At 42.8% G+C, this 26,524-nt stretch carries 24 protein-coding genes and 1 pseudogene; 10 read left to right on the top strand and 15 right to left on the bottom strand.

The window, feature by feature from the left end; all coding sequences use genetic code 11:
- Positions 1-32: 32 nt before the first annotated feature.
- Positions 33-938 carry a response regulator gene (locus CQA49_RS02060; RefSeq protein ID WP_115574304.1) on the bottom strand — a complete coding sequence of 302 codons (906 nt, stop codon included), beginning with the start codon at positions 936-938 and terminating at the stop codon, positions 33-35.
- Between the two features lie 40 nt (positions 939-978).
- Entirely contained in the window at positions 979-2,208 is a 1,230-nt protein-coding gene (locus CQA49_RS02055; RefSeq protein WP_115574303.1) for a bifunctional 2-C-methyl-D-erythritol 4-phosphate cytidylyltransferase/2-C-methyl-D-erythritol 2,4-cyclodiphosphate synthase, read from the bottom strand.
- 183 nt (positions 2,209-2,391) lie between these two features.
- Between CQA49_RS02055 and thiC the strand changes: the two genes are divergently transcribed.
- Positions 2,392-3,729 (top strand): phosphomethylpyrimidine synthase ThiC, encoded by a 1,338-nt coding sequence (thiC, locus tag CQA49_RS02050; RefSeq protein ID WP_115574302.1) that lies wholly within the window; start codon positions 2,392-2,394, stop codon positions 3,727-3,729.
- A gap of 22 nt (positions 3,730-3,751) precedes the next feature.
- Here the strand turns inward: thiC and CQA49_RS02045 are convergent, their stop codons facing one another.
- From CQA49_RS02045 to rplI, 6 genes are all read right to left on the bottom strand, one after another.
- Entirely contained in the window at positions 3,752-4,315 is a 564-nt protein-coding gene (locus CQA49_RS02045; RefSeq protein ID WP_115574301.1) for a bifunctional 2-polyprenyl-6-hydroxyphenol methylase/3-demethylubiquinol 3-O-methyltransferase UbiG, read from the bottom strand.
- Between the two features lie 196 nt (positions 4,316-4,511).
- A complete protein-coding gene (gene metK, locus CQA49_RS02040) occupies positions 4,512-5,672 on the bottom strand; it encodes a methionine adenosyltransferase (protein ID WP_115574300.1) in 1,161 nt (386 codons plus the stop codon).
- A 53-nt stretch (positions 5,673-5,725) separates the two neighbouring features.
- Complete coding sequence (locus CQA49_RS02035) at positions 5,726-5,944, bottom strand: hypothetical protein (RefSeq protein WP_147288643.1); 219 nt, start codon at positions 5,942-5,944, stop codon at positions 5,726-5,728.
- Positions 5,914-6,129, bottom strand: a complete 216-nt coding sequence (locus CQA49_RS09865; protein WP_147288642.1) for a hypothetical protein — start codon at positions 6,127-6,129, stop codon at positions 5,914-5,916. The genes CQA49_RS02035 and CQA49_RS09865 overlap by 31 nt, the downstream gene beginning before the upstream one ends.
- A complete protein-coding gene (locus tag CQA49_RS02030; protein ID WP_115574298.1) occupies positions 6,126-6,689 on the bottom strand; it encodes an ankyrin repeat domain-containing protein in 564 nt (187 codons plus the stop codon). Before CQA49_RS02030 ends, CQA49_RS09865 begins: the two co-directional genes overlap by 4 nt.
- Before the next feature lie 14 nt (positions 6,690-6,703).
- Complete coding sequence (gene rplI / locus CQA49_RS02025; protein WP_115574297.1) at positions 6,704-7,153, bottom strand: 50S ribosomal protein L9; 450 nt, start codon at positions 7,151-7,153, stop codon at positions 6,704-6,706.
- 58 nt (positions 7,154-7,211) lie between these two features.
- Between rplI and CQA49_RS02020 the strand changes: the two genes are divergently transcribed.
- Both CQA49_RS02020 and CQA49_RS02015 read left to right on the top strand, forming a co-directional pair.
- Positions 7,212-7,820: a M48 family metallopeptidase gene (locus CQA49_RS02020; RefSeq protein WP_115574296.1), complete on the top strand. Its 609-nt coding sequence runs from the start codon at positions 7,212-7,214 to the stop codon at positions 7,818-7,820.
- Positions 7,821-7,941: 121 nt separating this feature from the next.
- Complete coding sequence (locus CQA49_RS02015) at positions 7,942-9,126, top strand: multidrug effflux MFS transporter (protein WP_115574295.1); 1,185 nt, start codon at positions 7,942-7,944, stop codon at positions 9,124-9,126.
- A gap of 30 nt (positions 9,127-9,156) precedes the next feature.
- On the opposite strand, the gene CQA49_RS02010 is transcribed toward CQA49_RS02015, so the two are convergent.
- A complete protein-coding gene (locus CQA49_RS02010; RefSeq protein WP_115574294.1) occupies positions 9,157-11,319 on the bottom strand; it encodes a TonB-dependent receptor domain-containing protein in 2,163 nt (720 codons plus the stop codon).
- Between the two features lie 533 nt (positions 11,320-11,852).
- Between CQA49_RS02010 and CQA49_RS02005 the strand changes: the two genes are divergently transcribed.
- From CQA49_RS02005 to rfaD, 4 genes are read left to right on the top strand one after another with little or no spacing between them, the layout of a single operon-like run.
- Positions 11,853-13,436: an inorganic phosphate transporter gene (locus tag CQA49_RS02005; protein ID WP_115574293.1), complete on the top strand. Its 1,584-nt coding sequence runs from the start codon at positions 11,853-11,855 to the stop codon at positions 13,434-13,436.
- Between the two features lie 57 nt (positions 13,437-13,493).
- Positions 13,494-14,813 carry a hemolysin family protein gene (locus CQA49_RS02000; protein WP_115574292.1) on the top strand — a complete coding sequence of 440 codons (1,320 nt, stop codon included), beginning with the start codon at positions 13,494-13,496 and terminating at the stop codon, positions 14,811-14,813.
- Between the two features lie 4 nt (positions 14,814-14,817).
- Positions 14,818-15,399, top strand: a complete 582-nt coding sequence (locus CQA49_RS01995) for a D-glycero-beta-D-manno-heptose 1,7-bisphosphate 7-phosphatase (protein ID WP_115574291.1) — start codon at positions 14,818-14,820, stop codon at positions 15,397-15,399.
- Entirely contained in the window at positions 15,383-16,381 is a 999-nt protein-coding gene (gene rfaD, locus CQA49_RS01990; protein ID WP_115574290.1) for an ADP-glyceromanno-heptose 6-epimerase, read from the top strand. Before CQA49_RS01995 ends, rfaD begins: the two co-directional genes overlap by 17 nt.
- A 156-nt stretch (positions 16,382-16,537) precedes the next feature.
- On the opposite strand, the gene aroC is transcribed toward rfaD, so the two are convergent.
- A complete protein-coding gene (gene aroC, locus CQA49_RS01985) occupies positions 16,538-17,629 on the bottom strand; it encodes a chorismate synthase (RefSeq protein WP_115574289.1) in 1,092 nt (363 codons plus the stop codon).
- A gap of 155 nt (positions 17,630-17,784) precedes the next feature.
- Positions 17,785-18,453 (bottom strand): annotated as a pseudogene (gene rnc, locus CQA49_RS01980) (ribonuclease III); the annotation flags it as partial.
- A 132-nt stretch (positions 18,454-18,585) separates the two neighbouring features.
- Between rnc and CQA49_RS01975 the strand changes: the two are divergent.
- The 3 genes from CQA49_RS01975 to CQA49_RS01965 are packed head-to-tail and all read left to right on the top strand — an operon-like array spanning position 18,586 to position 21,019.
- Entirely contained in the window at positions 18,586-19,614 is a 1,029-nt protein-coding gene (locus CQA49_RS01975) for a hypothetical protein (RefSeq protein WP_115574287.1), read from the top strand.
- Positions 19,604-20,566, top strand: a complete 963-nt coding sequence (gene cmoB / locus CQA49_RS01970) for a tRNA 5-methoxyuridine(34)/uridine 5-oxyacetic acid(34) synthase CmoB (RefSeq protein WP_258864155.1) — start codon at positions 19,604-19,606, stop codon at positions 20,564-20,566. Before CQA49_RS01975 ends, cmoB begins: the two co-directional genes overlap by 11 nt.
- 9 nt (positions 20,567-20,575) lie before the next feature.
- Positions 20,576-21,019 carry a PaaI family thioesterase gene (locus CQA49_RS01965; RefSeq protein ID WP_115574286.1) on the top strand — a complete coding sequence of 148 codons (444 nt, stop codon included), beginning with the start codon at positions 20,576-20,578 and terminating at the stop codon, positions 21,017-21,019.
- A gap of 5 nt (positions 21,020-21,024) precedes the next feature.
- Here the strand turns inward: CQA49_RS01965 and CQA49_RS01960 are convergent, their stop codons facing one another.
- From CQA49_RS01960 to CQA49_RS01945, 4 genes are read right to left on the bottom strand one after another with little or no spacing between them, the layout of a single operon-like run.
- Complete coding sequence (locus CQA49_RS01960; protein ID WP_115574285.1) at positions 21,025-23,106, bottom strand: polyribonucleotide nucleotidyltransferase; 2,082 nt, start codon at positions 23,104-23,106, stop codon at positions 21,025-21,027.
- Positions 23,107-23,110: 4 nt separating this feature from the next.
- Positions 23,111-23,788: a phosphoribosyltransferase gene (locus CQA49_RS01955; protein WP_115574284.1), complete on the bottom strand. Its 678-nt coding sequence runs from the start codon at positions 23,786-23,788 to the stop codon at positions 23,111-23,113.
- A 43-nt stretch (positions 23,789-23,831) separates the two neighbouring features.
- Entirely contained in the window at positions 23,832-26,045 is a 2,214-nt protein-coding gene (locus CQA49_RS01950) for an LPS-assembly protein LptD (protein WP_115574283.1), read from the bottom strand.
- Positions 26,038-26,499 carry an RDD family protein gene (locus CQA49_RS01945; protein ID WP_115574282.1) on the bottom strand — a complete coding sequence of 154 codons (462 nt, stop codon included), beginning with the start codon at positions 26,497-26,499 and terminating at the stop codon, positions 26,038-26,040. Before CQA49_RS01945 ends, CQA49_RS01950 begins: the two co-directional genes overlap by 8 nt.
- Between the last annotated feature and the right edge of the window lie 25 nt (positions 26,500-26,524).

Below are 26,524 nucleotides of genomic sequence, written 5' to 3'. Positions count from 1 at the left end.
AATAAATGTAAAGTAAAGGAATAAATTACCCTTTATTCCTGCTTTCCGTCTTTTTTGCGTATAAGTCCATACTTCTTTCGCTTTTCCCATAGGCTTTTGCGGCTCATTCCAAGCCTTTTTGCAAGCTCAATATCCGGGTAGCGACTTTCAAATTTTGCGATGATAATGCGCTCATATTCTTTCACAGAGAGAATCTTTCCGCCAAGCTCAAGGCTATTTGAATAGCCTGAAATATCCACAACCTGCGGAAACGCCACCTTTTCATTTGAAATAATTGAAATAATGCAGCTAAATTTTAGCGCCATATCTAAAAAATCCTTCATCTCGGACTTTTTAAGCTCTTCTAAATTTGTGATATAAAAAATCTCATTTTTGCTAGGCTGATTTCTAAAAACCTGTTTCCAGCGGTCTTCTTTAAGCGTCAAAAATGAAAAAGTGACATTTTTTTCGCGTGCATAGCGCATAGCGTAGATATCTGCACTGCGTTGGGAATTTGTCTTAATCACAAAGGGCGGATTGTAGGCGATTGGGTCGGGCGTGGCGAGCTCTTTTTGGATAAAATTAAAATAATCATGATAAAAGCTTACTTCGCGTGTCAAATCTTGATAGGATTTGTAATGCTGGATTTTGCGCACAAGCTCATCAATCACAAAAGGCTTCACAATATAATCTGTAATCCCGTTCTGCAGGGGCTTTGTAACCGTATCATTATTAATATAATTTATCATCAAAATAATAATCGCCCCGCTAAAGCGCTTCAAAAGCTCGGGGTAATTATTCTCAATGCTCCCAAGCGAGGCAAGCACGACATCAAAATGCTCTTTTTTATCCACATCGCTAAGCGCCTCGATACTCACGCATTCAAATTGAAAATCATTCAGCCTATTCACAATCCCTTGCGCTAAATAGGTTTCGCTCTCAATAATCAAAATTTTCATTTCACATAACCCCTTTTTAAGATAATTTTAAGATAACTCGCTAGATTCTGCGCCAATCAATCGCGCGTAAAGTCGCTAGCGCGCTCACTGCTACACCCTCTTTGCGCCCGACAAAGCCCAAACCTTCCGTCGTGCTTGCCTTGATACTGACATTTGCAACTTCTATTTCTAAAAGCTCTGCGATGCATTCCTTCATCGCTTGCTTGAAAGGTGCGATTTTTGGCGTTTGGGCTAAAATTGTCAAATCACAGCGCACGACTTCAAAGCCCACACTACGCGCATAATGATACAATTCTTGCAAAAGTTTTTTAGAATCTGCGCCTTTAAATTCTCTGCTCGTGTCTGGAAACCACTGCCCGATATCGCCAGCATTCATCGCACCTAAGATCGCATCGCTTAGCGCATGAAGCGCGACATCGCCATCGCTATGGGCTTTAAATCCTACAGGAGATTCTATCTTCACGCCCCCTAGCACCATTTCTTTGCCCTCTTCAAAGCCATGCACATCAAAGCCACTGCCGATGATATTTTCAGCGCTTGCCACGCCAAGAGATTGCAAAATTCCCAAATCCTCGCCAAAAGTAAGCTTGTGTAGTTGCCTACTGCCCGCGACAAATTTCACATCAAAGCCAGATTCAAAAAACGCGGAGCTTTCATCGCTAAACTTTGTATAATCCTTAGAATCTAAAATCTTTTTAAGCGTTTGCGTGTGGCTAAGCTGGGGCGTTTGGATAAGCTTTAAAGATTCTCTTTGCAAATAAGTTCCCTTATTCTCGCTTTCTTTATAAAATGCCGTGTCCGCCACGCTTAAATAAGGCACAGCGCAAATTTTAGATTCCACAGAATCAATACATGCCAAAAGTCGCTCAACCACGCTAAAATCAACATTACACCGCGCCACATCACTCACCAGCACAAAATCGCTTTTCACCACTTCAAGCGCGTTTTTCAAGCTCTGCGCGCGAGAATCCCCACCCAGCACGATGGTATGCTCGCTTATATTGTGCATATAAAACAAATCCTGCTTTGAAGCCGTGATGATAACTTCGCTAAAGGCATACTGCGCGCAAAAATTCCGCGCTACCTCCTGCCACAGGGCTTTTTCACCGATGCGAAGCCATTGCTTTTTGATAAAGCGCGCTTTGGGATTGAAAAAATTTGAGGGGTTAGATTCTTGATTTGAGTTTGCGAAACGCTCGCTGTTTCCAGCTGCCATTAAGACTAAAGCGATTGTGTAAGGCAAAGGTCGAGGCGCGTTCAATAAAGGCATACAAAAATTTCCTAACTCTTCTTAAACTAAAAGACTAATTTTACTTAGCTTAAATCAAAAAATGCTTAAATTTTACACACTTTGAGTTTGTTTGCGCGCGGTTTTTGTAAAAGCACTGCTGATTGTGATTTGTCTGCTATGCTTGCAAATCCCTAAAACACAAGAGAAACTAAGGATTCTTAAATGACAGCAAGAGAAAAAAATATTAAAGACAAAAGCGCATTACAGGCAAATACACAGCTTTTTCATGCAAAGCAAGGTGTGATAACAGAGCAAATGCAAAAAGTGGCGCAAGATGAGAATCTTTCCCCAGAGCTTGTGCGTTCAGAAATCGCGCGTGGAAGGCTTATAATCCCGGCAAATATAAACCATACAAATCTCAAACCCATAGGAATTGGCTTGGCTGCGCGCACCAAAATTAACGCAAATATCGGAAGCTCCTCACTTGCAAGCGACATTGATGAAGAGATTGAAAAAACAAAAATCGCCATAAAATACGGCGCGGACACGATTATGGATTTGAGCACAGGCGGGGATTTGGATTCCATTAGGCAGGCTGTGATTGCAAACTCCACCGCGCCCATTGGCACCGTGCCGATGTATCAGATTCTCTATGATGTGAAAAATGACATTTTAAAGCTTGATATTGACACGATGTTAAAAGTCATTGAAAAGCAAGCACAGCAGGGCGTGAGCTACTTTACAATCCATTGTGGCTTTTTGCTAGAGCATTTGCCTTTGCTTAGTAAGCGCAAAATGGGGATTGTCTCGCGTGGAGGCAGTCTCATGGCGGCGTGGATGTTGCATTACCACAAGCAGAATCCTTTTTATGAATATTTTGATGAGATCTTAAAAATCTGTCAGCGCTATGATGTGAGCTTGTCGCTTGGGGATTCTCTGCGTCCGGGGTGCTTGGCTGATGCGAGCGATAAGGCGCAGTTTGGCGAGCTGGAGGTTTTAGGCGAGCTCACAAGACGCGCGCGGGAAGCTTGCGTACAGGTGATGGTGGAAGGTCCCGGGCATGTCCCGCTCAATCAGATTGAGCGCAATATGGAGCTACAAAAGCGCTATTGCGATGAAGCGCCTTTTTATGTGTTAGGTCCGCTTGTGACGGATATTGCCGCGGGGTATGATCATATCGCAAGTGCGATTGGCGCGAGTATGGCGGCGTGGCATGGTGCGAGTATGCTTTGCTATGTGACGCCAAAGGAGCATTTGGGCTTACCGAATGCAAATGATGTGAGGGAGGGAATCATCGCGTATAAAATCGCCGCGCATTCTGCGGATATCGCGCGTGGGCGTGTGAATGCGAGACTTAGAGATGATGCGATGAGCGATGCGCGCTATGGCTTTGATTGGAATAGGCAGTTTGAGCTAGCGCTAGATTCTGAACGCGCGCGCGAATACCACGATGAATCCCTGCCGCAAGAGGTTTTCAAAGACGCGGAATTTTGCTCCATGTGCGGACCAAAATTTTGCAGTTATAGGATTTCACAAGAATTGTTGAAAGATAGGGAATAGAGGGGATTGACATAAAGCCTTTTTAAGGCTTTATATTTGGATTTACCCAAAGCATAGTGATTTTTGTGACATTGTTAGCTTTCATCCATTCCGCTGCTTCTTGAATCTTAAACACAATCTCAAGCGGCACATTAAAAGGCTCGGCGCGTAAATCAAGCGTGCGTCCATATGTCGGAAGTATGTCATTATTATTTTTATCGCCCATGTCATTTGTGATAAGCGCGTATTTAAATTTTGGCAAAACGCTTATAAATTCTTGGATTTTTGCATTTGGCAAATGTTGCAAAACATCTTTGCAAAGGAGCAAATCCGCACTCGGAAGCGTCGTAAAATCGCCATTATATTGCGTGAAAGTCACATTTGGCTTTTGGTATTTTGCATTATTTGCATTGATGACAAACGACGCGACATCAAATCCTTGATACTCTATCCCGCTAAAATCGATATTTTTTGAAAACTGCCAGTCACCACAGCCCGCATCAACGACACTTTTTATATCATACTTTTTGAAAAAATCCTGCAAAAACGCGACATAATCTTTGCAGAGAATCTCATTTGACCCGCTACCAGAGCCATTACCCCACATATTTGTTTCATAGATAGTGTCAAAAAGCGCGCCTAGATTGTTTTCGTTTTGTTTTAGTAAGAGATTTTTAATGAAGTGAATTTCGCCTGAAATGTGGGATATACCCCCCTAATAGCCTGTCTCTAAAGCTTTTAAGCTTTTGTTTGATTCTCATGTTTTTTTCCTTGTTTTATTTAAAAGGCGGGGGGGGGGGGGTTTATTTCACCCCGCAAAAGTCCTTGATCGCCTCGATTTTGTCGGTTTTTTCCCAGCTAAATTCTGGTAACTCGCGCCCAAAATGCCCATAAGCCGCGGTTTTTTGATAAATCGGGCGGAGCAAGTCAAGCGATTCTATAATGCCTTTTGGCGTGAGGCGGAAAATGCTTTGCACGCATTCAGTGAGTTTGGAATCTTCCACCTTGCCCGTGCCTTGAGAATCCACAAGGATTGATACCGGCTCGACCACGCCGATGGCATACGCCACTTGCACCACCGCTCTATCGCACACGCCGCTTGCCACGAGGTTTTTAGCCACATAGCGCGCTGCATAGGCGGCACTTCTATCGACTTTGCTAGGATCCTTCCCGCTAAATGCGCCCCCGCCATGCGGACAGCTTCCGCCATAGGTATCAACGATGATTTTGCGCCCTGTGAGCCCCGCATCGCCCTGTGGTCCACCGATAACAAATTTCCCTGTGGGATTTACAAAATAACGGATATTATCATTCAAATACTGCTTAGGCAATACTTTTTGCACGATTTCTTCAATCACCGCATCGCGCAGGTGGTTTTGTTGCGTTTCTGGGCTGTGTTGCGTGGAGATGACAATGGTGTCAATCGCCACTGGCACGCCATCTTCATAGCGCACGGTTACTTGACTTTTACCATCAGGGCGCAAAAATGGCAATTTCCTGCTTTTGCGCGCTTCTGCTAGCCCTTCAGTCAAGCGGTGAGAAAGCCAAATAGGCAATGGCATGAGCGAGGGCGTCTCGCGGCACGCGAAGCCAAACATAAGCCCTTGATCGCCAGCACCGATTTCGCCATCCTCTCTATCCACGCCTTGATTGATGTCCGGGCTTTGCTCGCCGATACCATTTAGCACGGCTGCGGAGCGGTAGTCAAAGCCATAGAGCGCGTCTGTGTAGCCGATTTCTTGCACGACTTTGCGCGCGATTTCTTGCATTGGCGCATATACGCTAGTCTTTAGCTCGCCGGCAATCACGCAAAAACCATTGCTTACAAGCGTCTCACACGCCACACGCGCATTTTTATCACGCGCGATAATGTAGTCAAGCACTGCGTCGCTGATTTGATCAGCCATTTTGTCTGGATGCCCTTCGGTTACAGATTCTGAAGTGAAAAGAAATGATTTTTTCATAAACTCACCTTGTGTTTTGGATTTTTTACGGCGTAATAGTAGCACAAAAAATGCTAAATATGTATTGTGTTTTGAATTTTTATACCATTTAGTGGTATCGTCTCGCGGGAATAAATCCCGCTTCGCCTCCGCGAAAGCTTGTTTACACTTCGCTTTCGCGCACATAATCGGCGCTTTTTGGTTGATTTGGTTGTAAGATTTTGTAACGCTGTTTGGGAATCTTTGGATTCTGTGCTATTAATCATATCGCTTTGGCAAGCATTGCTCGCCAAAGCTCCGCTCCGCTTCCAACTTCGCGGAAGTGAATTCCGCTTTGTTTCCAGCTCCGCGCACATACATAGCCTTTTTTGATTGATAAGATTCTCAGATTCTCTAACGCGTTTTGGTGGTTTGAGAATCTCTTTGGATTGCTTTGGATTCTATAATATTGACTAAAAATTCCAGAATCCACCCTCATTTTTTCCCAAATTTTGTCAAAAAATAAAAGCCGATTTTTTGCAAGAATGAGGGCTTTTTGCGGGAATGTTGGCGCAAAAGTTTCAAAATCTCAGCGCGATGAAAAATAATCGCGCAATTCATCGGGCTAAGCGCGCCCTCGCTATCCACATCCGCGCCATGCTCGATAAGCAACTTCGCCATTTCATAATAGCCCTTAAAGCACACGCCAGCAAGCGGTGTCTGCCCCTTATCATTGCGCTTATCCACATCTGCCCCGCGCTCAAGGAGCAGTCGCGCACACGCCAAGCTATTATTATACGCCGCAAGCATGATGAGCGTGTTTCCCTGCTCGTTAGCGAGATTGACATTTAGCCCAGAATCTAGAAGTATTTTTAGTGATTCCACATCATCAGCGCGTGCGAAGTCAAAACTCTGCGCGCATAGCTCTTCGAGCTTTTGTCGCTCTTCATCACTTAAAACAGAATCTTGCAAAGCAGAATCCTGCAAAGTGGAATCCCGCGTGCCTTGCGTATTTTGCACGCCCTGCGTATTTTGTGCTTTTTTAGAATCTTTTTGCATATCTAACCTTTTTGCTAAGATTCCGCCACGACATGAAGCGTGAGTTGCGCGCTTATGCCATTGCCGATTTTTATACCAACCTTAAAAGTGCCTAGGTGCTTGATAGGCTCATTTAGCACAATCCATTTTTTATCGATACTCACCTTTGAATGCGCCTCTAACGCGTGCGCAATCTCATCTTTTGTAATCGAGCCAAAAAGCGCATCATTTGCGCCAACCTTTTTACTCAAAGTTAATGTAAGAGAATCTAGCGTGCTTGCGAGCTGTTTTTGCTCGGCTAGCTCAAGCGCCTTTTTTTGCTCAAGCTGTTTTTGCTCGTGCTTATAGCGGTTTATAACCTCGTTTGTTGCGAGCTTTGCTTTACCTTTAGCGATAAGGAAATTCTGCCCGTAGCCATCTTTGACCTCATGTATCTCGCCAGCTTTGCCCAGCCCTTGCACATTTTGGATTAATAATACTTTCATCGCGCGCTCCTTTTATAAAAGCCTGTATAATGCCAAAAATTTATTACAAAGTCTAGCAATGTTTGAAATAACCATCATAAAACGCACAAAACGCACTGCGCGCTTAAGTGTGAAAGATTCTCAAAATGTCATTTTAAGCGTGCCAAAAAGCTACACAAAAGCCCACTGCACGCAAATAATCGAGCAAAACCGCGCATGGATAGAATCCCAGATTCAAAAATTCCAGCAACAAGAAGCGCATTTTCATTCCTTGCGCGAAAATGGGCGGATTCTGTATTTTGGAGAATGGCGACAAAAGGGCGAATTTGCAAATCCAGCCAAAGAGCTAAAAAGTGCGCTTGAAAGTTTCTTGTATGCTGAATGTGAGAATCTTACAAAGCTTATGGGCGTGGAATTTGGCAAGCTAAAGACAAAAAAAGCAAAAAGTTATTTTGGGCTTTGCACGCATAAAAATGATTTGTCCTTTTCGCTGATGCTTTGCTTCGCGCCGAGGGAATGCGTGCGCTATGTGGTGGTGCATGAGCTCGCACACATCACGCATAAAAATCACTCAAAAGCTTTTTGGAATCTTGTCGGGGAATTTTGCGCGGAGTATAAGTTTCTGCGTGCGACTTTGCGCCAAAATGCCTCGCTTTATAAGAATCTGCTTAAAGAAGTTTTTGCGTGAAAGCTTCTTTGTGAATCTGTGCCTCGCGTGACTTTTAACTTGCGCTAATGCTTTTGCCTTTCACACTTTTCTTAAGCAAATATATTATAATTACGCGCTTAATTTCAAACAAGGGGTTTGTATGTCCGCGAAAAATTCTGATGAAAAAAACTCAAAATTGTATCTTTTGCTAAATCTCGGGCTTTTGTCCGCGCTGGGTCCATTTGTGACGGATTTTTACTTGCCGGCATTGCCCGGACTTGTGGGCGTGTTTAGCACGACTTCTTCGCTTGTCCAGCTTTCCATTACCTGTTCGCTTATCGGACTTGCATTTGGGCAGTTGCTTATGGGTCCATTGAGTGATAAATACGGGCGCAAGAGGATTTTACAGCTCTCACTCGGGCTTTTTATCATTGCGACAATTGCATGTTTGCTGGCGTGGGATATTTACTCTTTTATCACATTTCGCCTAGCACAGGGGATTGCGGGCAGTGGCGGGATTGTGATTGCGCGATCCATCGTGGCGGATTTGTTTGAGGGCGAAGAGTTAGCGAAGTTTTTCGCCTTGCTTGGTGTCGTGCAAGGTTTAGCGCCTATTTGCGCGCCTATTTTTGGTGGGATTTTGTTGCAATATACAAACTGGCATGGAATCTTTAGCGTGCTTTTAGCGCTTGGTGTGTTGCTTTTTGCAACGATTCTCTTTTTTAAAGAAAGTCTGCCAAAGCAACGGCGCATTAGCGGAGGCTTTTTAGAGAGCTTTTCATTTTTGCATATTCTAAAAAATAAGCAATTTATGCTTTATGCGCTCACACAGGGCTTTGCGATGGGGATTATGTTTAGTTTTATTGGTGCGAGCAGTTTTATTTTTGAAGAGCATTTCGGGCTAAATGAGCTAGAATGTGGGCTGTGCTTTGCTGGTGTGGCGCTTTGCATTAGCATAGGTGCGGGGAGCACACCACTTTTTAAAAGCGAATATCGCGCGCTCAAAGTTGGCATTATAGGGATTTTTGTATGCGGGATCTGCACTTTTTTGGTGCTAAATTCTAATCCGAGCTTGCTTTTTACAGAAATTGGCTTTGGTATGACGATTGTTTTCTTAGGGCTTGTGTTGCCCACTTCTAGCGCGCTGGCAATGGAACTAGAGCGCAAAAATGCCGGGAATGCGTCTGCGATTTTGGGCTTTGTGATTTTTGCATTTGGCGGGATTATCGCACCACTAACGAGTATAGGGGAAAATATCTTTATCGCCACAAGCGTGATTATTGGGATTTGTTGCGTGAGTGTGGGGATTCTAGGATTTTTCGCACTCAAAGGCGCAAAGGATTAGAAATCCGCCTGCGCTTAAAGTTAGAGAATCTTAGAAATCGTATTTGAGGCTTACCCAGTAATTGCGCCCATCAAAGAAATTTTGGTAAGCGTTTGCGTAGGTAGGAGATCCATTTCTGCTTGTTCCTGTAAAAATATATTGAATCTTTTGATTAAAAAGATTATTTACCACAAAGGACAAAAGCAAGGTTTTATTGAAGCGGTAGTTTAGCCCCAAATCCACAATCGTAGAATCTTTATAGTAATCCCCCAAATACTGCCTTGAGCTTGGCGAAACCGGCGTTTTAAGGCGACTTGTGGATTTTAGATAGGCATTAAAATCCTTGTAGTTGTAATTTAGCTTTGCGATAAGCAAATGCTTTGGCTGGTTTTGGATTGGTTGCCCTTTATTTGAGCCTGTGAGTTGCTTAGAATGCGTGAAAGTGTAGCTTGTGTCAAAAGAGATTCCATAAATTGGCTTTATCTTAAAGAGCGTCTCCACACCTGTAGCATACACTTTATTAAGATTCACACGCACGCTACATGTTGGAGTGCGATTTGGTGCTGATATTGGATCACAAAGAACATCATCATAAGTGCCATGCCCTACCATACTACCCGGCTGAATGGTATCATACGCAATCTTGTCAGTGAAGTCTGTATAGAATCCTGTCACATTGAGATTAAACGCTTCAAAGTCAAAGTCCGTGCCGATTTCATAGTTAATACTTGATTCTGGGCGAAGGTTTGGATTCCCATAGCGTGGATTAGCTCCTAATGAGTTTAACTCATAAATACCATTAATTGTTTCTTTAATAGAAGGCGTTTTGTAGCCGGTAGAAACCCCGCCTTTAAGCGTCCAAAAATCCGCTAGCTTAAACACCGCGTAGATTCTAGGTGTGAAGGCTGAATGAAACACGCTTCCATAAGTGTAGCGCGCGCCACCTGTGAGCGTAAGCCACTCAGTTAGCGTATATTCATCTTCTAAGAAAAGTGCAGATTGCGTTTGATAAAGTGTTTTGTAGCTAATGTCAGTCACGCCATTACCTGTAGAGCCATCTTTAAAGGACTCATGCCACACTTCCCCGCCACCGCTTAGCTTCATAAAGCCAAACGCGCCTAAATCAAGCGGTGCGACAAGTTGCGTTTTGGCAATGTAGTTGTTGCTAAAAAGCGCAGTCGTGCTACTAGAATTATCCGTAGAGCCATACTGCAAGTAGGTATTCCACTTCCCAAAGCTGTAGTCGCCATCATGGTTTAGCACAGCGTTTGTTTTTTGATAAATGCTTTGCGGATTAGCAGAAGTAAGTGTCGTGCCATAGAGCGAAGTCCCCATCACGCCTTGGTGGTAAAATTCCCCATCAAGGTAGATATTATTACTTGCATTTGGCGTGTAGTTTAAGCGTCCGCCGAAATTATATTGACTAAAAAGCCCGGCTGTGTTGCCTTGGATATTGCCATTTGGTAGCACCCAGCGCGAAGATTCTTTGCTGTAGGTTTTCCCGCGCACAGAGAGTGAAAGCGTTTTGCTAATGAGCGGGATTGCGAGGTAACCACTCACACCTTGAGAGTTCCCATAAGTAAGCCTATCCTCTTGGAATGTAGATTCTAGCGCGATAGAGCCGGAGAATTTATCAGGGTTTTTCTTAGTGATAATGTTTATCACACCACCTATCGCATCAGAGCCATAGAGCGTAGAAGCTGGACCGCGGATAACCTCGATGCGCTCAATCATCGAAAGCGGTGGCATAAAGCTCGTATTTACCGCGTTAAAGCCGTTTTTATTAAACGCATCGCTTGGATTTTGGCGCTTACCATCAATGAGAATGAGCGTATATTGCGACTCAAAGCCACGCATAGAAATGTTAAATCCGCCCGTTTTGCTCCGCTGGATATCCACACCCGGCACATCTGCCACCGCCTCGGCGATATCGCGGTAAGGCTTTGTCTCTAGCTCCTCCTTACCAATCACAGAAATGCTAGCGCTCGCTTCTTTGATATCCTGCTCATACCCGCTAGCGGTGATTACAGAGCGATTGAGCTTGACTTTATCCATATTTTCCACTTTGGAATCTGTGGATTCTGTGCTGGTGCTGGTTGTTGCGCTCGCGCTACTTTGGCTTAGCTCATCAGCATTTGCTAAACTTAGGCTTAGCGCGACACTCAAAGGCAGTAAAAACGCACCTTTTGTGCGTAGTTTTGAAAAGCGTATCATATTTTAAGGCTCCTTAAGTTATTTTTAGAAAATCTAAGAATGATTTTCAAAGCGCAATTCTAGTTTTTTTTTTTTTTTGTATTTCCTTAAATTTGAGAAAAAAGCGTGAAATTTGTAAAATTTTTCATTTTCTCGTTACTTTTTTAAACATTTGCTCTCAAATATTTTCACTTTTAAAAATATAATGAGAACAACTAGCACCAAATCCCACGCAAGATACCAACAAAAATGAGAATCCAAAGTAATTTTTTGGCAAAATTTTTGCAAAACTTAAATTCTAGGTGTCTATTGTTTTTTCAATGTTATATAATTAATAATAGTAGCGCCCAAGCCACAAACTAAATTGAAAAAAGCTTGAAGTTTTCTCAGAATCTAAAAGCAGAAATTGCAAGATTTTAGCCACTTTATAACCCTATAAATAAAACTTTGTTAATTTTTTGCCATAAAATTTGAAATTTCGCAAAAAATTGCTACGCGCAAATAGAATTAAGGTAGTATAAATGCTATTCATTTTTAAGGCTTAGGATCTTCTCATGGATATCAAGGTTGTTAAACAGATTGAAAAGGCAAATCAAAATAACTTAAGCGATAGTATCAAAATTGCCATCGTGCTGGTGTTTTTCATCGCTGTGTCGCTTATAGCTATTGTGTTTGGGGCAAGTGCAAATGTGCTGGTGCTGGTGTTTTCAGCAGTTATTGGCGCGTATATGGCGATGAATATCGGCGCAAACGATGTCGCAAATAATGTCGGTCCGGCTGTGGGCTCAAAAGCCATTACGCTACTTGGCGCGATTGGCATAGCGGCGATTTTTGAAGCGCTTGGCGCGATTGTGGCGGGTGCAGATGTGGTCGATACGATAAAATCTGGCATCATCGCGCCAGAATCTGTGCAAGATTCTAAAGTCTTTATTTGCGTGATGCTCGGCGCGTTGCTATCTTCTGCGCTGTGGCTACATTTGGCGACTTTTATCGGTGCGCCGGTTTCCACGACGCATTCGCTTGTAGGCGGGATTTTGGGCGCTGGGATTGTGGCTGGTGGCTTTAGCGTGGTGAATTGGGCGGAGCTTGGGCGCATCGCTTCTAGCTGGATTATTTCGCCGATTATGGGGGGTGTGATTGCGGTGCTGTTTTTGGTGCTGATTAAAAACACCATCACTTACAAAGAAAACAAGCAAGCCGCCGCAAAGCTTGTTGTGCCGCTGTTGGTTTTCCTTATGTCGTTTGCTTTTGTGCTTTATATGTTGATGAAAGGCTTAAAACAGATTCTGCCTATTAGCTTTACTTTGGCACTTGCCATATCGTTTGCAATTGCGCTAATTGTGTATTTTATCGCGCGTCCTTTGGTGTCAAAAAGGGTGCAAACCTTGACAAATACAAAAGAAGATATCGGCACGCTTTTTACCATTCCGCTTATTTTTGCCGCGGCGATGCTAAGCTTCGCGCATGGTGCAAATGATGTCTCAAACGCCATTGGACCACTTGCTGCGATTAATCAAGCGCTAGATTCTCTAGGTGGTGAGCTTTCTGGAAGTAAGGCTGGCGTGCCACTTTGGGTGCTTTTTATCGGTGGGCTTGGGATTTCAATTGGGCTTGCACTTTATGGGCCGCGCCTTATCCGCACGGTGGGGAATGAAATCACCGAGCTTGACAAAATCCGCGCGTTTTGCGTAGCGATGAGCGCGGCGATAACGGTTTTGCTCGCTTCACAATTGGGCTTGCCTGTGAGTTCTACGCATGTAACCATTGGCGCGATTTTTGGCGTTGGATTTTTGAGGGAATACCTTAAAAAGCGCTATTATGAAATGCAACAAACCATTATAGACGCGCACAGAGGGAAAGATTCTGCAGAAGTTGAGCGCTTTTTGACAAGCTTTAATAAAGCAAGCGTGAAGCAAAAAGGCGTGATTCTTAAATCCTTAAAAGATAGCAAAAACAAACATGCGCTCAATTTCAGCAAAAAGGAAAAAAAGAATCTCAAAAAAGCTTATAAAAATGAGCTTGTCAAACGCAGCGCGATAAATAAAATTGTCGCTTCATGGCTCATAACCGTGCCTATTTCAGCGGTGCTTGGCGGGATTGCGTGCTATATTGCGATGAGTATTGATTTTGTAATTTAGCATTTTTTAAAACAGCTTTGCTACAATTAGCTTTTTATTAAATTACAAGGAGCATTTTTGGATCCCTATCACTCGGGCTTTTTAGTCCTTTTGGCGTTTATATTGGTTTTTGTGAATGCCTTTTTTGTTGTCAGCGAGTTTGCTATTGTCAAAGTAAGAAGATCAAAGCTTGAAGAGCTTGCCAAAAATGGCGTTAAAAACGCCTCGTTAGCGCTTAAAATCACTTCAAGCCTTGATACTTACCTAAGCGCCACACAGCTTGGCATTACGCTTGCTTCCTTAGCGCTTGGCTGGGTTAGTCAAGATGGTATCGGAAAGCTTATTTCTTACTTCTTTGCGTTTGCTTTTGATGGTGAAAATGCCATTATCCACATTATCTCAATTACGATTTCTTTTGTTTTTATCACATTGCTTCATGTCGTGCTAGGCGAGCTTGTACCAAAGTCCATTGCCATTGCAAAGACAGAATCTATGGTGCTTTTTATCGCAAAACCTTTGCATTATTTTTGGATCGCGTTTTATCCTTTTATCCATCTTTTTGATTTGCTCGCGCTATTTTTCTTAAAAAGGCTTGGCATCACGCAGGCAAAAGAAGGCGAGTTAGCGCATTCTGATGAGGAGCTTAAAATCATCGTTGGAGAGAGTTTGAAAGGTGGCTATATAGATTCTATTGAAGGTGAGATTATCAAAAACGCGGTGGATTTTTCAGATATTTTGGCAAAAGAGATTATGACACCGCGCAAAGATATGGTATGTCTCAACGCCGAAGATAGCTATGAAGAGAATCTAAAAATCGTGCTAGAGACCAACCACACGCGCTATCCTTACTATACAGATTCTAAGGATAATATTTTAGGAATGATACATATCCGCGACTTGCTTGAAAGTCTTGTGGAGAAAAAAGAGCGTAATATGCTTTCTCTCGTGCGCAAAATGATCATCGTCCCAGAATCCGCGCATATCTCTGAAATCCTCACCACAATGAAGCGCCAGCAGATTCACACCGCGCTTGTGGTTGATGAGTTTGGCGGGACTTCGGGGCTTTTGACGATGGAAGACATCATCGAGGAAGTGATGGGCGATATTTCTGATGAGCATGATTTAAAGGTGAGCGAGTATAAACAGCTAAGTGAGAACACTTATGAAGTGAGCGGGAAGCTTGATATTGAAAGCTTTGAAGAAATGCTAGGCGTGCAAATTGATGAAACAAACGATCATCTCACCATCGGCGGATATATTTTTGGACTTTTGGGGCGTTTGCCAGAAGTTGGTGACACATGCAGTGCGCATTCTTGCGAGTTTGAAGTAATTGAGATGGACGGCACACGCATTCAAAAGCTCAAAGTCACAAAAAATCCCCTGCCACAAAGCGAGTAGCAAAATGCGAGATTCACAGCCCTGCGCGTTTTTTGATAGAGATGGTGTGATAAACATCGATAGTGGCTATGTGTATAAAAAAGAGGATTTTATCTTTAATGAAGGCATTTTCGAGCTTTTGGAGTTTTTAAAAAATAATGGTTTTTTGCTCATCGTAGTGACAAATCAATCCGGCATCGCACGCGGATTCTACACGCGCGCGCAAATGGAAGAGTTGCATAACTTTATGCAAGAGACATTGCGCAAAAAGCTTGGGTTTTGCTTTGATAGAATCTACTTTTGCGAGCATGCGCCAGCGCAAAACTGCGCGTGTAGGAAGCCAAAAACTGGCATGATAGAATCCGCGCTTAAAGATTTTAGTATTGATCTTTCCGCCTCGCTTTTGATTGGCGATAAAATCACAGATATGCAATGCGCGCAGGATTCTCACATTGCGCAGAAATTTTTTATCACGCAAGAAGGTTGCGAGGATTCTAAGTTGCAAAGCATTGACAACCTTCACATAATCCACGCACTTAAAGAAATCCCACCTTTGCTTAAGCAAAGCAATCTCAAAAAAGGAGCAGGCAATGAAATACATTTATGATGACTTAGCGCAAAAAAATATTCTTATCACAGGCGGTGCGGGCTTTATAGGAAGCAACCTCGCGCTTTATTTTCAAAAGCACCATCCGCAGGCAAATGTTTGCGTGTTTGATAAATTCCGCGATGGTAGCACCTTCCCCAGTGGGAATCCTACGAGTTTGGGACATTTTAAGAATCTGCTTGATTTTAAGGGTGAAATTATTGTGGGCGATATCACAAAGGATTTACATAAGATTAAAGGGCGCGATTTTGATTACATTTTCCATCAGGCGGCTATTTCTGACACCACCGCGATGGATCAAAATTTAATGATTCGCACAAATTTTGAAGCCTTTGTGGAATTGTATGAAATTGCCAAAGAGCAAAACGCAATGCTTATCTACGCCTCATCTGCGGGCACTTATGGCAACACACCCGCGCCAAATATCGTTGGGGTAAATGAAATCCCAGAAAATGTCTATGGCTACTCAAAGCTTAATATGGATATTTTCACGCTCAAAGAGTTGGAAAAGGATTCTCAAATCCCGCTTATTGGGCTAAGGTATTTTAATGTTTTTGGCGAGCGCGAGACTTTTAAGGGCAAAACGGCGTCGATGGTTTTGCAGCTTGGCTTGCAAGCGTTAGAGCATAAAAAAGTGAAGTTATTTGAGTTTGGCGAGCAACAAAGGGATTTTGTGTATGTCAAAGATGTCGTGCAGGCGAATGTCAAGGCGATGGAGGCGCAAAAAAGTGGTGTGTATAATGTCGGCTCAGGTGTGGCGCGAAGTTATAATGACATTGTGGAGGCGCTAAAAGCCGAGCTTGGGGATTTTGAGGTGGAATACATTAAAAATCCTTATAGCTTTTTCCAAACACACACGCAGGCGGACATTAGCCTTACAAGCGAGTTTCTCTCCTACACACCGCGCTTTAGCTTAGAATCTGGCATCAAAGCCTATATACCAGAAATCCGCAGAGTGCATGAAAAGAAGCTTTTTGGGTGATGGGGCTTTAAGAAATTATCTTAAGCTTGCAAGGTCTAGGTTTATACTGTTGGGACGCTATTATTTTTTTATTAATTAATTAAAGATAAGTTTAAATAAGATTTTAGCAAAGTAATACAATCTAAAAAAGTAAGGAGTAGGACTGCTTGCGGGGGTTTAGTTGTGAGAATACACCGCGTGGAGATTTTGCATATTTGCTGTGGCGTTGCAAAGTAGTAAATCCGCGAGGATAAACGCCAACTGCGCCTGTGCGACGATGCTCCCGCGCACCGCGATGCAAGGATCATGACGCCCTTTAAGTTGCATTTGCACGACTTCCGCACCTGTGGTTTGTGTGCTTTGGGGAAGAAAAATGCTAGGGGTTGGCTTGAAATACACGCGCACGACGATTTCCTCTCCATTGCTAATGCCCCCAAGCACGCCCCCGCTGTGATTAGAGCAAAAGCCCTGCGCGTTCATACAATCATTATTTTGACTTCCCTTTAGCCTGCTTACATTCGCGCCCTCGCCAATTTCCACCGCTTTCACGCCATTAAGCCCAAGCATAAACGCGCCAATTTGAGAATCTAGCTTGCCAAAAAGTGGCTCCCCTAGCCCAACAGGCACGCCAAAAGCCTTGATAAGCGCCACGCCACCGATGCTGTCATCATTTGCGCGCGCGTTTTTTATCGCCTCTTTTTGCGCGTGCTCAAGCGTGCAATCAAGCGCAAATATTTGAGAATCCCGCGCTTTGAGGCATTCAGATTCACTAAAATCAAAGCGCGTAGATTCTATCCCGCCAACGCCCAAAACGCCCCCGCCAATGCGGATGTTAAATTCTTTCAACAAAAGCTTTGCAATCGCGCCCGCTGCCACTCTTGCCGCGCTTTCTCTTGCTGAACTTCTCCCGCCACCGCGATAATCGCGCACGCCATATTTTTTGAAATAAGTAAAATCCGCATGTCCGGGGCGAAAAACATTTTTCAGATTCTCATAATCCCCGCTTTTTTGCGCTGTGTTTCTGATAAAAAGCGCAAGGGGCGCGCCGGTGCTTTTCCCCTCAAACACACCACTTAGAATCTCCACAATATCTGGCTCTTTCCTTGGTGTGGCAAAGACTGAACCGCCCTGCCTTAGGCGCATTTCCTCGCTGATGAAATCCATATCAATGCTAAGTCCCGCCGGTAATCCATCTATCACGCATCCCACGCCCGCGCCATGAGATTCCCCAAAGGTGCTTAACTTTAAGCGCATACCAAAGCTATTCATTTGTTTTTACCCTGCTTTTTCTTGCTAAATTTAGTTGATTCTCCCCAAATATTTTGGCAATCTTCCATCACAAAGCTTTCTTGCGTAAAATTTTCCTCCGCAAAATCTTGCTTCGCACAATCTCGCGCAGGTGTGCTGGAAAAATCTTGCTCATTTTTTTGCAACGCATTGTATGCGATATGTGCGCATTTTTGCTGTGCGACTTTTTTAGAATTCCCAATGCAGCGCGCGTATTCCTTTTGTCCAATAATTACCGCCACTTCAAAAATCTTTTGATGATCTGGTCCGCTTTGTGAGATAAGCTCATACTTTGGAATCTCCCCAAAGCGCGATTGTGTAACCTCTTGCAACAGCGTTTTATAATCGCTTGTCAAACTTAAATCAATTTTTTCATAACAGCGCTCCAAAAGCCTGTAGGTGATTTCTGCAGCGCTTTGAATGCCAGATTCTAAATAAATCGCGCCAATGATTGCCTCAAACGCATTTGAAAGGATTGAGGGCTTTTTGCGCCCTGCGTTGTGCTCCTCGCTTTGTGAGATAAAAAGATATTTCCCCAAATCAAGCTCTAACGCTAGCTTCATAAATCCCTGCTCATTGACAATGCTTGCTCTAAGCTTTGAAAGATCGCCCTCCGTGGCATTTTGAAACTTTTTAAACAAATATTCTCCCACGAGCAAATCCAACACCGCATCGCCCAAAAACTCCAAACGCTCGTTATTAAGCCGACTTTTACAGCTCCTGTGCGTGAGGGCTTGTATAAGCAAATTTGGATCTTTAAACTGATATTGTAAATTTTTTTCAAGCAAATCTAAATGATTTTTCAAAATAACTCCAAAATTTTAGGGTTTTTGCGCAGAATTAGGAAGCGGGTATTGTAGCAGATTTGACTTAAAAATTCACAAAGTGAAATTAGTATAGAATCCGCGCATAAAATTTAGAGAAATTTAGGGGATTGTATGCGGGTAGCAGAAGCTGTGAGTGCTCTTAATGGCGTGCTTTTAAACACACCTAGCATTAGCGCGTTTAATGGGTTTAGCCAAAAGTTAGAAAAAATCCAAAATGGCTGGCTTTTTATCGCGCCGCAAATGCTAGATTCTGTCCAAATTACGCAAGCAATCCAAAATGGCGCGTATGGAATCGCGCTCACAAAGCAAAATGCGCAAGATTTTAAAGAACTTATAGAATCGCAAAATGAAATCGCTTGGATTGAAGTGCAGGATTTGTCCTCCTGCATAGCGCGCCTAATCCGCTATAAAATACTTTTCTTTAGCACCAATGTCATCGCGCTAAATAGCGTGCAGTTCGCAATCGCAAAAGAAATAATCACGGATAAAAAAGCCTTTGTGGGGAATGAGAAAGAAGCGCTTTTAGAATCTTTTAATAACGAAATCACAACGATTTTTACAGATTCTCAAAAAATCCTAGAGCTAAGTTTTGAAACTCTCACGCCTATAAAGCCCCTAAGTGCGCCTTTTAACCTCATCTCTTACACGCTTTTTGATGTGAGGTTTTTTTATGCGGTGAGAGAGTATTTATTGCATTTGCCTTATTTGTTTATTGATGATTTAAGCGCGCTGGTGGCAGTTTGCGAGCAAGAGAGAGTGAGCTTTGAGCTTTCACATTTTAAAGAAATTGCGTTTTTGAAGCCAAATTTTGTGGATAGATTCTTAAATCTTTGCGACTATGGGCAAAGTCAGCAGGTGCTTATTACTTGCAAGGATTCTGTGCTGTTTGCAAAATATATTAATTATTTTTCAGAATACGCACGGTGGGGGAAGCTCGCCTGCCTTGTGCCAAAGTCTTATAAGATTGAAAATCCTTCGCAAAGCATTAGCCACTACGCCAAAAAAAGCGAGATTATTTCGCTAATCAAAAATAAAGAATTTAACTTTATGCTTATTTTTGGCATCGATGATAGCGAGCTTTTTGTGCTTTTAGAAAAGCACAAACCGCGCTTAGAGCGAAGCCTTTTTGATGAGCTATAAAAAAATGGAATCTGCAAATATCGCTAAGGAAAATATCACGCGTGCGATGAGTGCGTTTGAAAAGTCGCATAAAAAGCAAATAGAGCAATTTTCCCGCGCGCTAGATTCTCTCAAATCCCTGCAAACGCGCTTTGTTTTAGAAGATTCTGCAAACACAAATGGCATAACTTTGCGCGCACAAAGCCCGCTAAGCGCGCAGGAAAAAGCCCTTATTTTAGAATCTGCAAAAATGCTAAAACCTTGGCGCAAGGGACCATTTTTTATCGAGGATTTGAAAATAGATTCTGAATGGCAGAGCTTTATTAAGTTTAATCTCCTCGCGCCATTTTTGGACTTGCAAGAAAAGGAAGTGCTTGATATAGGCTGCAACAATGGCTACTATCTTTTTGAGATGCTAAAATTTAAGCCAAAAAGTTTGTGTGGCTTTGATCCAAGCGCGCTGTTTATGGCGCAGTTTGAGTTTATTAATTTTTTTGCAAAAAGCGCTATTTCTTACTATCCGCTGGGGATTGAGCATGTGCGGGATTTTTGCACTGCATTTGGGAAAAAATTTGATTGCGCATTTTTGCTCGGCGTGCTGTATCATCGAAGCGATCCTATTGCGAGCTTGAAAAATCTTAGCTTTTGTCTTAAAAGTGGCGGGGAAGCGTATATTGACAGCTTGATTATAGAAAGCGATGAAGAAATTTGCCTCTGTCCTAAACACTCTTATGCTAAAATGAGTAATGTATATTTTATCCCAAGTATTCCTGCGTTGCAAGGCTGGTGCGAGCGTGCGGGGTTTAGGGATTTTGAGATTCTAAGCATTAAGCAAACCACCACGCAAGAACAGCGCAAAAGTGAGTGGATTGATGGAATGAGCTTGGATTCATTTTTGCAAGCTGATGAAAGCGCCACGATTGAGGGCTACGCGCCACCTATTCGCGGGTATTTTAGAGTAAAGAAAAAATAAGGAAAGGCTATGGATTCACAACAAGAACATATTGATAATGATGAGTTGCTGATTTGCACAAGGTTGCATTCTTGTGGCGATGTGATAGAGAATACAAAGGGCAAGGCGCATGTGCGATTCGTGCCAGATGAAAAGATGATTGCAGATATTGATGGAAGCAATAAACTCATACATTCAGGCTATCTTTTTAGCGCGGCAAGCTATGCGGCGATGGTGGCGATAAACAAAAGGCATAGCATTATGATTGCAGCAGATGTGAAGTTCCTCTCCCCCATCGAGCTAGGACATGAAGTGTTTTTCAAAGCCACCGCCTTGCAAAATGACACAAAAAAATGCGAAGTAAAGGTTGAAGGCTTTTTATTAGATATTAAAATTTTTGATTCTATCTTTCATATCGCGGTGTTTGATAAAGCGCCTTTTAGCATAGCGCTTGAAAAGCTTGATGAGCAATAAGGCTTTTACCTTATATCAAGCTCGACTTTATCTTTATTAATCCCCACAATCACGCATTTAAGCTCCTCTCCTTGCGTGAAAAAATCCTGCGCCCTTTTTGTCTTATCATCACTCATTTTGCTAATATGCACCAAACCATCGCCCCCATTTGGCAATTCCACAAATGCGCCAAAATCAAGCACACGCTTAATTTTCCCCACAAATTCCGTGCCGATTTTATACGCGCTAAAATCCACTTCTTTAATGAGATTTAAAATAAACTCTTTTGCCTGCGCGATATTTTGGGTATTCGCGCCATTTATCGTTACCATACCACTTTCGCGCTCTAAATCAATGCTAACTCCAAAGCGCTCGATAATGCTTTTTATCATCTTGCCCCCAGAGCCGATGACTAGCACGATTTTTTGTGGCGCAATGGTGAAAGATTCTGACTTTGGCAAAATGTCATAATTTGGCTTTATCTCTTTTAGCGCCTCTTTCATAATGCCTAAAATATGCGTCCTTGCGCGCTTTGCCTGCAAAAGTGCTTGATAGAGAACCTCACTTTGTATGCCGCCAAGTTTGATATCCATTTGCAATGCGCTAATGCCCTCTTCATCGCCCGCGACCTTAAAATCCATATCGCCATCATGGTCTTCTAGCCCCGTGATATCGCTTAAAATCGCGTATTTCTCGCCCTCACTCACTAGCCCCATTGCCACGCCTGCGATGAGATTATACATCTCCACCCCGCTTGCATGAAGTGCTAAAGAGCCGCCGCACACGCTTGCCATCGAGCTTGAGCCATTAGATTCTAAGATTTCAGAAACAAGTCTAATAGTGCTATTTGAAGGTGCGATGCTTGCGCTCAAAGCCTTTCTGGCAAGATTCCCATGTCCTAGCTCGCGCCTGCCCGGCGATCCTATCATATCTGTTTCGCCCACGCTAAAAGGCGGGAAATTATAATGGAATAAAAATTTTTCTTTTATGGTGTTTTGTGAGAGAGATTCTCTAATTTGCGCGTCATTTTCGCCCCCAAGCGTGCAAACGACAAGCGCTTGCGTCTGTCCGCGCGTAAAAAGTGCGCTCCCATGCGCGCAAGGCAAAATATTTGTCTCAATGCTAATCTCGCGCACATTTTCAAGCCCCCTGCCATCAGCGCGCCTTTTTTCTTGCAAAATCATCTCACGCACAAGCGCGCGCTTATACACGCCAAGACTACGCTTAGAATCTTCTAGCTCAAAGCCCTGCGCCACCAAAAACGCGATAATTTCATCAAACGCATCCGCGCGCTCGCTTTTTGAAGCATTTTTAATCGCCTCTTTGACACTCTCTTCACAATGCGCGCGCAAAAACTCTAGCGCCGTGCAAATCTCTTGTTTCAGCTCCAAATGCACCAAGGGCTTTTGGAATGACACAAAGGCAGATTCTAAACGCGCGCAAGTCTCTTTTATGCTTTGCTTTGCTAACTCTAGCGCTTGCAAGGTAAGCTCCTCGCTCAAAAGATTTGCACTTGCATTTTGCGCGATAGAATTCATCTCTATCATCAAAAGTTCCTCGCCCTTGCCACTTACAAACAAATCTAGTGTGCTTTTTTCGCGCTGGATTCTGTTTGGATTAACTATAAATTCCCCATCAACGCGCCCAATCCTTACCGCGCTTACCAATTCTTTTTGCACGCCTTTAATGCCAATGTTTGAGACAAAAAGTGCGCTCGCAGCCGCCCTAAGCGCGCAAAGTGCCAAATCAGATTCCCCATCATAGCTTAGCGTTTGCACCACAATATGCGTGTTGTAGCTATAGCCTTTTGGGAACAGCGGGCGCAAAGTCCTATCAATGAGCCTTGAAGTGAGAATCTCAAACTCGCTCGGCTTACCCTCGCGCTTGATAAATCCCGCTGGGAATTTCCCCGCCGCATAGGCTTTTTGGATATATTGCACGCTTAGTGGCACGAAATCGCCCTCTATTTGCTTAGAATCCACACATATCGTAGCTAAAAACGCGCTTTTCCCGCAGGTGTAAAATACCGCGCCATTGCTCGCGCGCGCGACACTTTGAAAGTCATAGCCTTCGGTAAGGTTTGTTGTTTGTATTTGTAGGGTTTTCATTGTTTTAAGAATCCTTTATGTTGGGTTGGTTGTTTGATTGCAAAATTTCCTCAATAAGCTTTGTGTCAATGGGTGGCAGTTCCTTGTAATAATGCTCTATTTGCACGAAATGCTCAATCGCCTCTACATACAACACATCATCGCACACTTGCTTGAGCTCCTCACAAACGCTTGTGGGTAAAATCGGCGTCGCCACGCGCACACTGCGCGCGCCTAGATTGATACAGGTTTTAATCGCACAAAGCGCAGTAAGCCCTGTGTGGATTCCTTGATCAATCAATAAAACATCTTTATCTTTTAGCGTTGTGAGTGGCTCGCCCTTGCGGTATTTGTAGCGGGCTTGTAAAATGCTCTCCTCATACTGGCGCTTCGCCTCGCCATAGACATAATCAAGGCTAATCTCAAAGCTATTGATGAGATTTTCATTCATTACAATATCTAGCTCCTCGCTGACAATGGCGATTTGACATTCATTATTAAGCGGGGCGCAAATGGTTTGAGTGAAAAGATAATCAAGGTGCAATTTCAGCTTTTTAGCCAAACTATTTGCAAAATACAATCCATCAAAGCTAGTCGCCACAATCACGCTAGAATCTAGCTCGAGATTCTGCAAAGCTATCACATCTAAGAGCTTATCTAGCGCTTCTTGTCTGTTTTCAAATAAAAGATGTGAAACTTCCAAAAATTCCTCCTGCCTAAAATTGCCTAAATTATAACACACGCATTTACTGGCTTTGCAAGCGCTGGGTAAATCCAATCCCTGCAAGCGGGACAAAGCGAAACTCGATTTTTATATACTGATTTGAGATTGTGTTAATGGGATTATCCACATTTGTTGTGAGGATAGGGCGCACATCGGCTGCGATTTTTAGCGCGATACCAAAACAGCGGATATCCCGCGAGACAATCACATACCAATCGCGCAAATATTTATTTTGTATATCATAGCCCACATTCCCGCTAAATTGAAAATACCCAAAATCATAGCGCAAACTCGCGCGCAAAAACGATGAGTTGTTTGCGTTGGCATTATACACGCCACTACGTAAAACATTAGAATCTAGCTTAAAAAAGTAATTCAAATTGCTTGAGATTCCAAATTTATTAAAATTAAGCGTTACAGAGGCTTCCTCGAAAGTTTTGACATAATGGGAATAAAAAAGATTTGTTGTAAGCGTCAAGCCATCAAAGAGATTTGCGCCGATTTCTTGGCGCAAGGATTGATTGAGCGTCAGCGTAGGATCTTGAGTGAAAATCCTTTGATACGCGCGATAAAAGAATAATTCCTTGCCAGAATTATTATAAAAATAAGTCGAAAATTTCAAATCCACTTTTGATTGCGTCGTGCTTAAATCTGTAATATCATTTGGATTCCAATACATTGCAAGCGCGCTAGAACTCATATTTCTAGCTAGCACGCTATAGGCTTCATATGCGCCAGAACTTAGAGGTTTAGAGGCATAGCGATAAATTGGCGCGTTATAAATCCCTTCAAAATGGATTGTGTGAAAAAAGTTTTTATACGCTTTTGCAACATCAGAATTTAGCGCGATTTCATAGTTTGCATAGGCGTAATCCATTTTATTTTCAATCTGCGCCCTTGAAGTTGGCTCTAAGATTCCTTGTATATTATTAAGCCCGATTTGACTTGCAAACAAATCAAGCTTACCATTTACGCTTACATAATCTTTCAATAAAGTCGTTGTAACCCCGACAGGCAGGGAAATAGAGTTTTGCAAATAAGTATAGCCTTCTTGTCTTGTGACATTTTTACTCTGCACATCAAGGCTGTAGTAGAGATTGCGTAAAAAAAGCGTATCGATATAGTGGTGATATTGCACATTTGGCAGGGTTTGAAGCGTGTTAAGATTATCCGCTTGGGATAAATCTAAAAAATATTTGAAATACACTCCCAAATAATTATTGCCATTTTGCCCGTAGTAATTTACACGCGAAGTGCTAAGGCGCGTGTTATAGGTGCCATTAAGCTTTTTTAAGCGCATATATTCTAAGTCATTCATATACATCACAGAAGCATAAAAATTATCTTTATAATTTGTAAAAAGAGGCTCCAAAACTCCCCTACGCGCGTAGTCAAACTCAAAGCCAGAAATATAGCGATTACGCAGGCTATAATCTTTGACATATTCTTTATATTGCTCAAAATACCCAACTTGCAAGCGCGCGATGCTGTTTTTTTCATCTGCGATTCTAAATTCATAATTCCCACCATTCCCGCGCTCACTACGATGCTGTGGTGCAAGTGTCAGATCCCATTGCGCAAAAGGCGCGATATAAAGCGGCTGCATATAAATAAAGCCATCGCGACTCGTGCTCCCAAGCTCTGGGATCAAAAGCCCACTGCGACGCTTTGTAGAAGTAGGGAAAGTAAAATAAGGCAGATAGAAAATCGGTAGTGAGCCAATATAAAGCCTAGAATTCCACGCGCTTGCAAATTCTTTTTGAGAATCATAAGTCCCAGAAGTGGCGTTTAAATGCCAAATGGGGAATTGTATATCACAGCCTGAAATCATAGCTTTTTTGAAGCTATAAACTTTGTCCTCGCTTTTTAGCTCATTTGCTGAAACCCAGATTCCATTTTCGCTCTGTAAATACGCAGGGCGCAAAATCGTGAGCTTTGTTTGCATATCCATTTCCACACGCGAGGCATCGACAAAGAGGCTTTTGCCACGATAGATTCTGACATTTCCTTCTAATGTGGCAAATCTTGTTTCCCTGTCATAGGTGATTTTATCCGCATACATGTATAAATCTTCGCTCAAAATAAAAGCATTGCCTTGCGCGATTGCTAGCGAGCCTTCGCTTGTGACATTGTTTGCAGAGAGTTCAAAAACCTTGTTTTTATCCTCCTGCGCGTCGCTAGCAAAAATCTGCGTGCATTGCAGAAAGAGTAAAAAAAAGCAAAGAATCCTAAGCATGCGTCGTGCTTATTACGATGGTTTTTGCAAGCCTATCATGCAAGGTGCGCTTAAAGGCATCATCAAAGGCAAAAATATAAGTGATATAAAAAAAATTACTTCCAATAAGCTTTAAAATCGCGCGCACAAGGGAAATAAGAAAACTCGGATTATCCACATAATCAACGCTCACAACGCGCACCTTAAAAAGGATTTTCCCCAAAGTCGCACCATAAAAATGTATAAAAATCACCTCATAAGAAAGATTGCAAAGAATATACAGCGGGCTAAATTGCAAAAAAATCTGCGTAGATTCTGCAATATCCCCCTGCACGCCCGCAACAAAATCCCAAACCAAAAACAAAAATAAAAAACTCACTAAAAAATAATCCAGCACATACGCCAAAAAACGCGCCTTTAGGCTTGCTAACTCCAAGCCCTCGCGCTCTAGCAGGCTTTGTATTTTATTCTCCATTTTTTAGTTATCCATAAAATTTTGT

It is taken from the genome of Helicobacter sp. MIT 00-7814, from assembly GCF_003364115.1.
Classification (GTDB): domain Bacteria; phylum Campylobacterota; class Campylobacteria; order Campylobacterales; family Helicobacteraceae; genus Helicobacter_F.
Note: the sequence above shows the minus strand (reverse complement) of the source record. Positions and strands in the feature narration are given on the sequence as shown.

Coding starts and splice junctions, on each gene's coding strand:
- CQA49_RS01950 (WP_115574283.1), bottom strand. CDS start 26,045: ATGCTTAGGATTCTTTGCTTTTTTTTACTCTTTCTGCAATGCACGCAG.
- CQA49_RS02010 (WP_115574294.1), bottom strand. CDS start 11,319: ATGATACGCTTTTCAAAACTACGCACAAAAGGTGCGTTTTTACTGCCT.
- CQA49_RS01960 (WP_115574285.1), bottom strand. CDS start 23,106: ATGAAAACCCTACAAATACAAACAACAAACCTTACCGAAGGCTATGAC.
- CQA49_RS02060 (WP_115574304.1), bottom strand. CDS start 938: ATGAAAATTTTGATTATTGAGAGCGAAACCTATTTAGCGCAAGGGATT.
- CQA49_RS01965 (WP_115574286.1), top strand. CDS start 20,576: ATGGATTCACAACAAGAACATATTGATAATGATGAGTTGCTGATTTGC.
- CQA49_RS02005 (WP_115574293.1), top strand. CDS start 11,853: ATGGATATCAAGGTTGTTAAACAGATTGAAAAGGCAAATCAAAATAAC.
- thiC (WP_115574302.1), top strand. CDS start 2,392: ATGACAGCAAGAGAAAAAAATATTAAAGACAAAAGCGCATTACAGGCA.
- CQA49_RS01945 (WP_115574282.1), bottom strand. CDS start 26,499: ATGGAGAATAAAATACAAAGCCTGCTAGAGCGCGAGGGCTTGGAGTTA.
- CQA49_RS01975 (WP_115574287.1), top strand. CDS start 18,586: ATGCGGGTAGCAGAAGCTGTGAGTGCTCTTAATGGCGTGCTTTTAAAC.
- aroC (WP_115574289.1), bottom strand. CDS start 17,629: ATGAATAGCTTTGGTATGCGCTTAAAGTTAAGCACCTTTGGGGAATCT.
- CQA49_RS01995 (WP_115574291.1), top strand. CDS start 14,818: ATGCGAGATTCACAGCCCTGCGCGTTTTTTGATAGAGATGGTGTGATA.
- CQA49_RS02030 (WP_115574298.1), bottom strand. CDS start 6,689: ATGCAAAAAGATTCTAAAAAAGCACAAAATACGCAGGGCGTGCAAAAT.
- rplI (WP_115574297.1), bottom strand. CDS start 7,153: ATGAAAGTATTATTAATCCAAAATGTGCAAGGGCTGGGCAAAGCTGGC.
- CQA49_RS02020 (WP_115574296.1), top strand. CDS start 7,212: ATGTTTGAAATAACCATCATAAAACGCACAAAACGCACTGCGCGCTTA.
- CQA49_RS09865 (WP_147288642.1), bottom strand. CDS start 6,129: ATGAGGGTGGATTCTGGAATTTTTAGTCAATATTATAGAATCCAAAGC.
- CQA49_RS02055 (WP_115574303.1), bottom strand. CDS start 2,208: ATGCCTTTATTGAACGCGCCTCGACCTTTGCCTTACACAATCGCTTTA.
- metK (WP_115574300.1), bottom strand. CDS start 5,672: ATGAAAAAATCATTTCTTTTCACTTCAGAATCTGTAACCGAAGGGCAT.
- rfaD (WP_115574290.1), top strand. CDS start 15,383: ATGAAATACATTTATGATGACTTAGCGCAAAAAAATATTCTTATCACA.
- cmoB (WP_258864155.1), top strand. CDS start 19,604: ATGAGCTATAAAAAAATGGAATCTGCAAATATCGCTAAGGAAAATATC.
- CQA49_RS02045 (WP_115574301.1), bottom strand. CDS start 4,315: ATGTGGGGTAATGGCTCTGGTAGCGGGTCAAATGAGATTCTCTGCAAA.
- CQA49_RS02015 (WP_115574295.1), top strand. CDS start 7,942: ATGTCCGCGAAAAATTCTGATGAAAAAAACTCAAAATTGTATCTTTTG.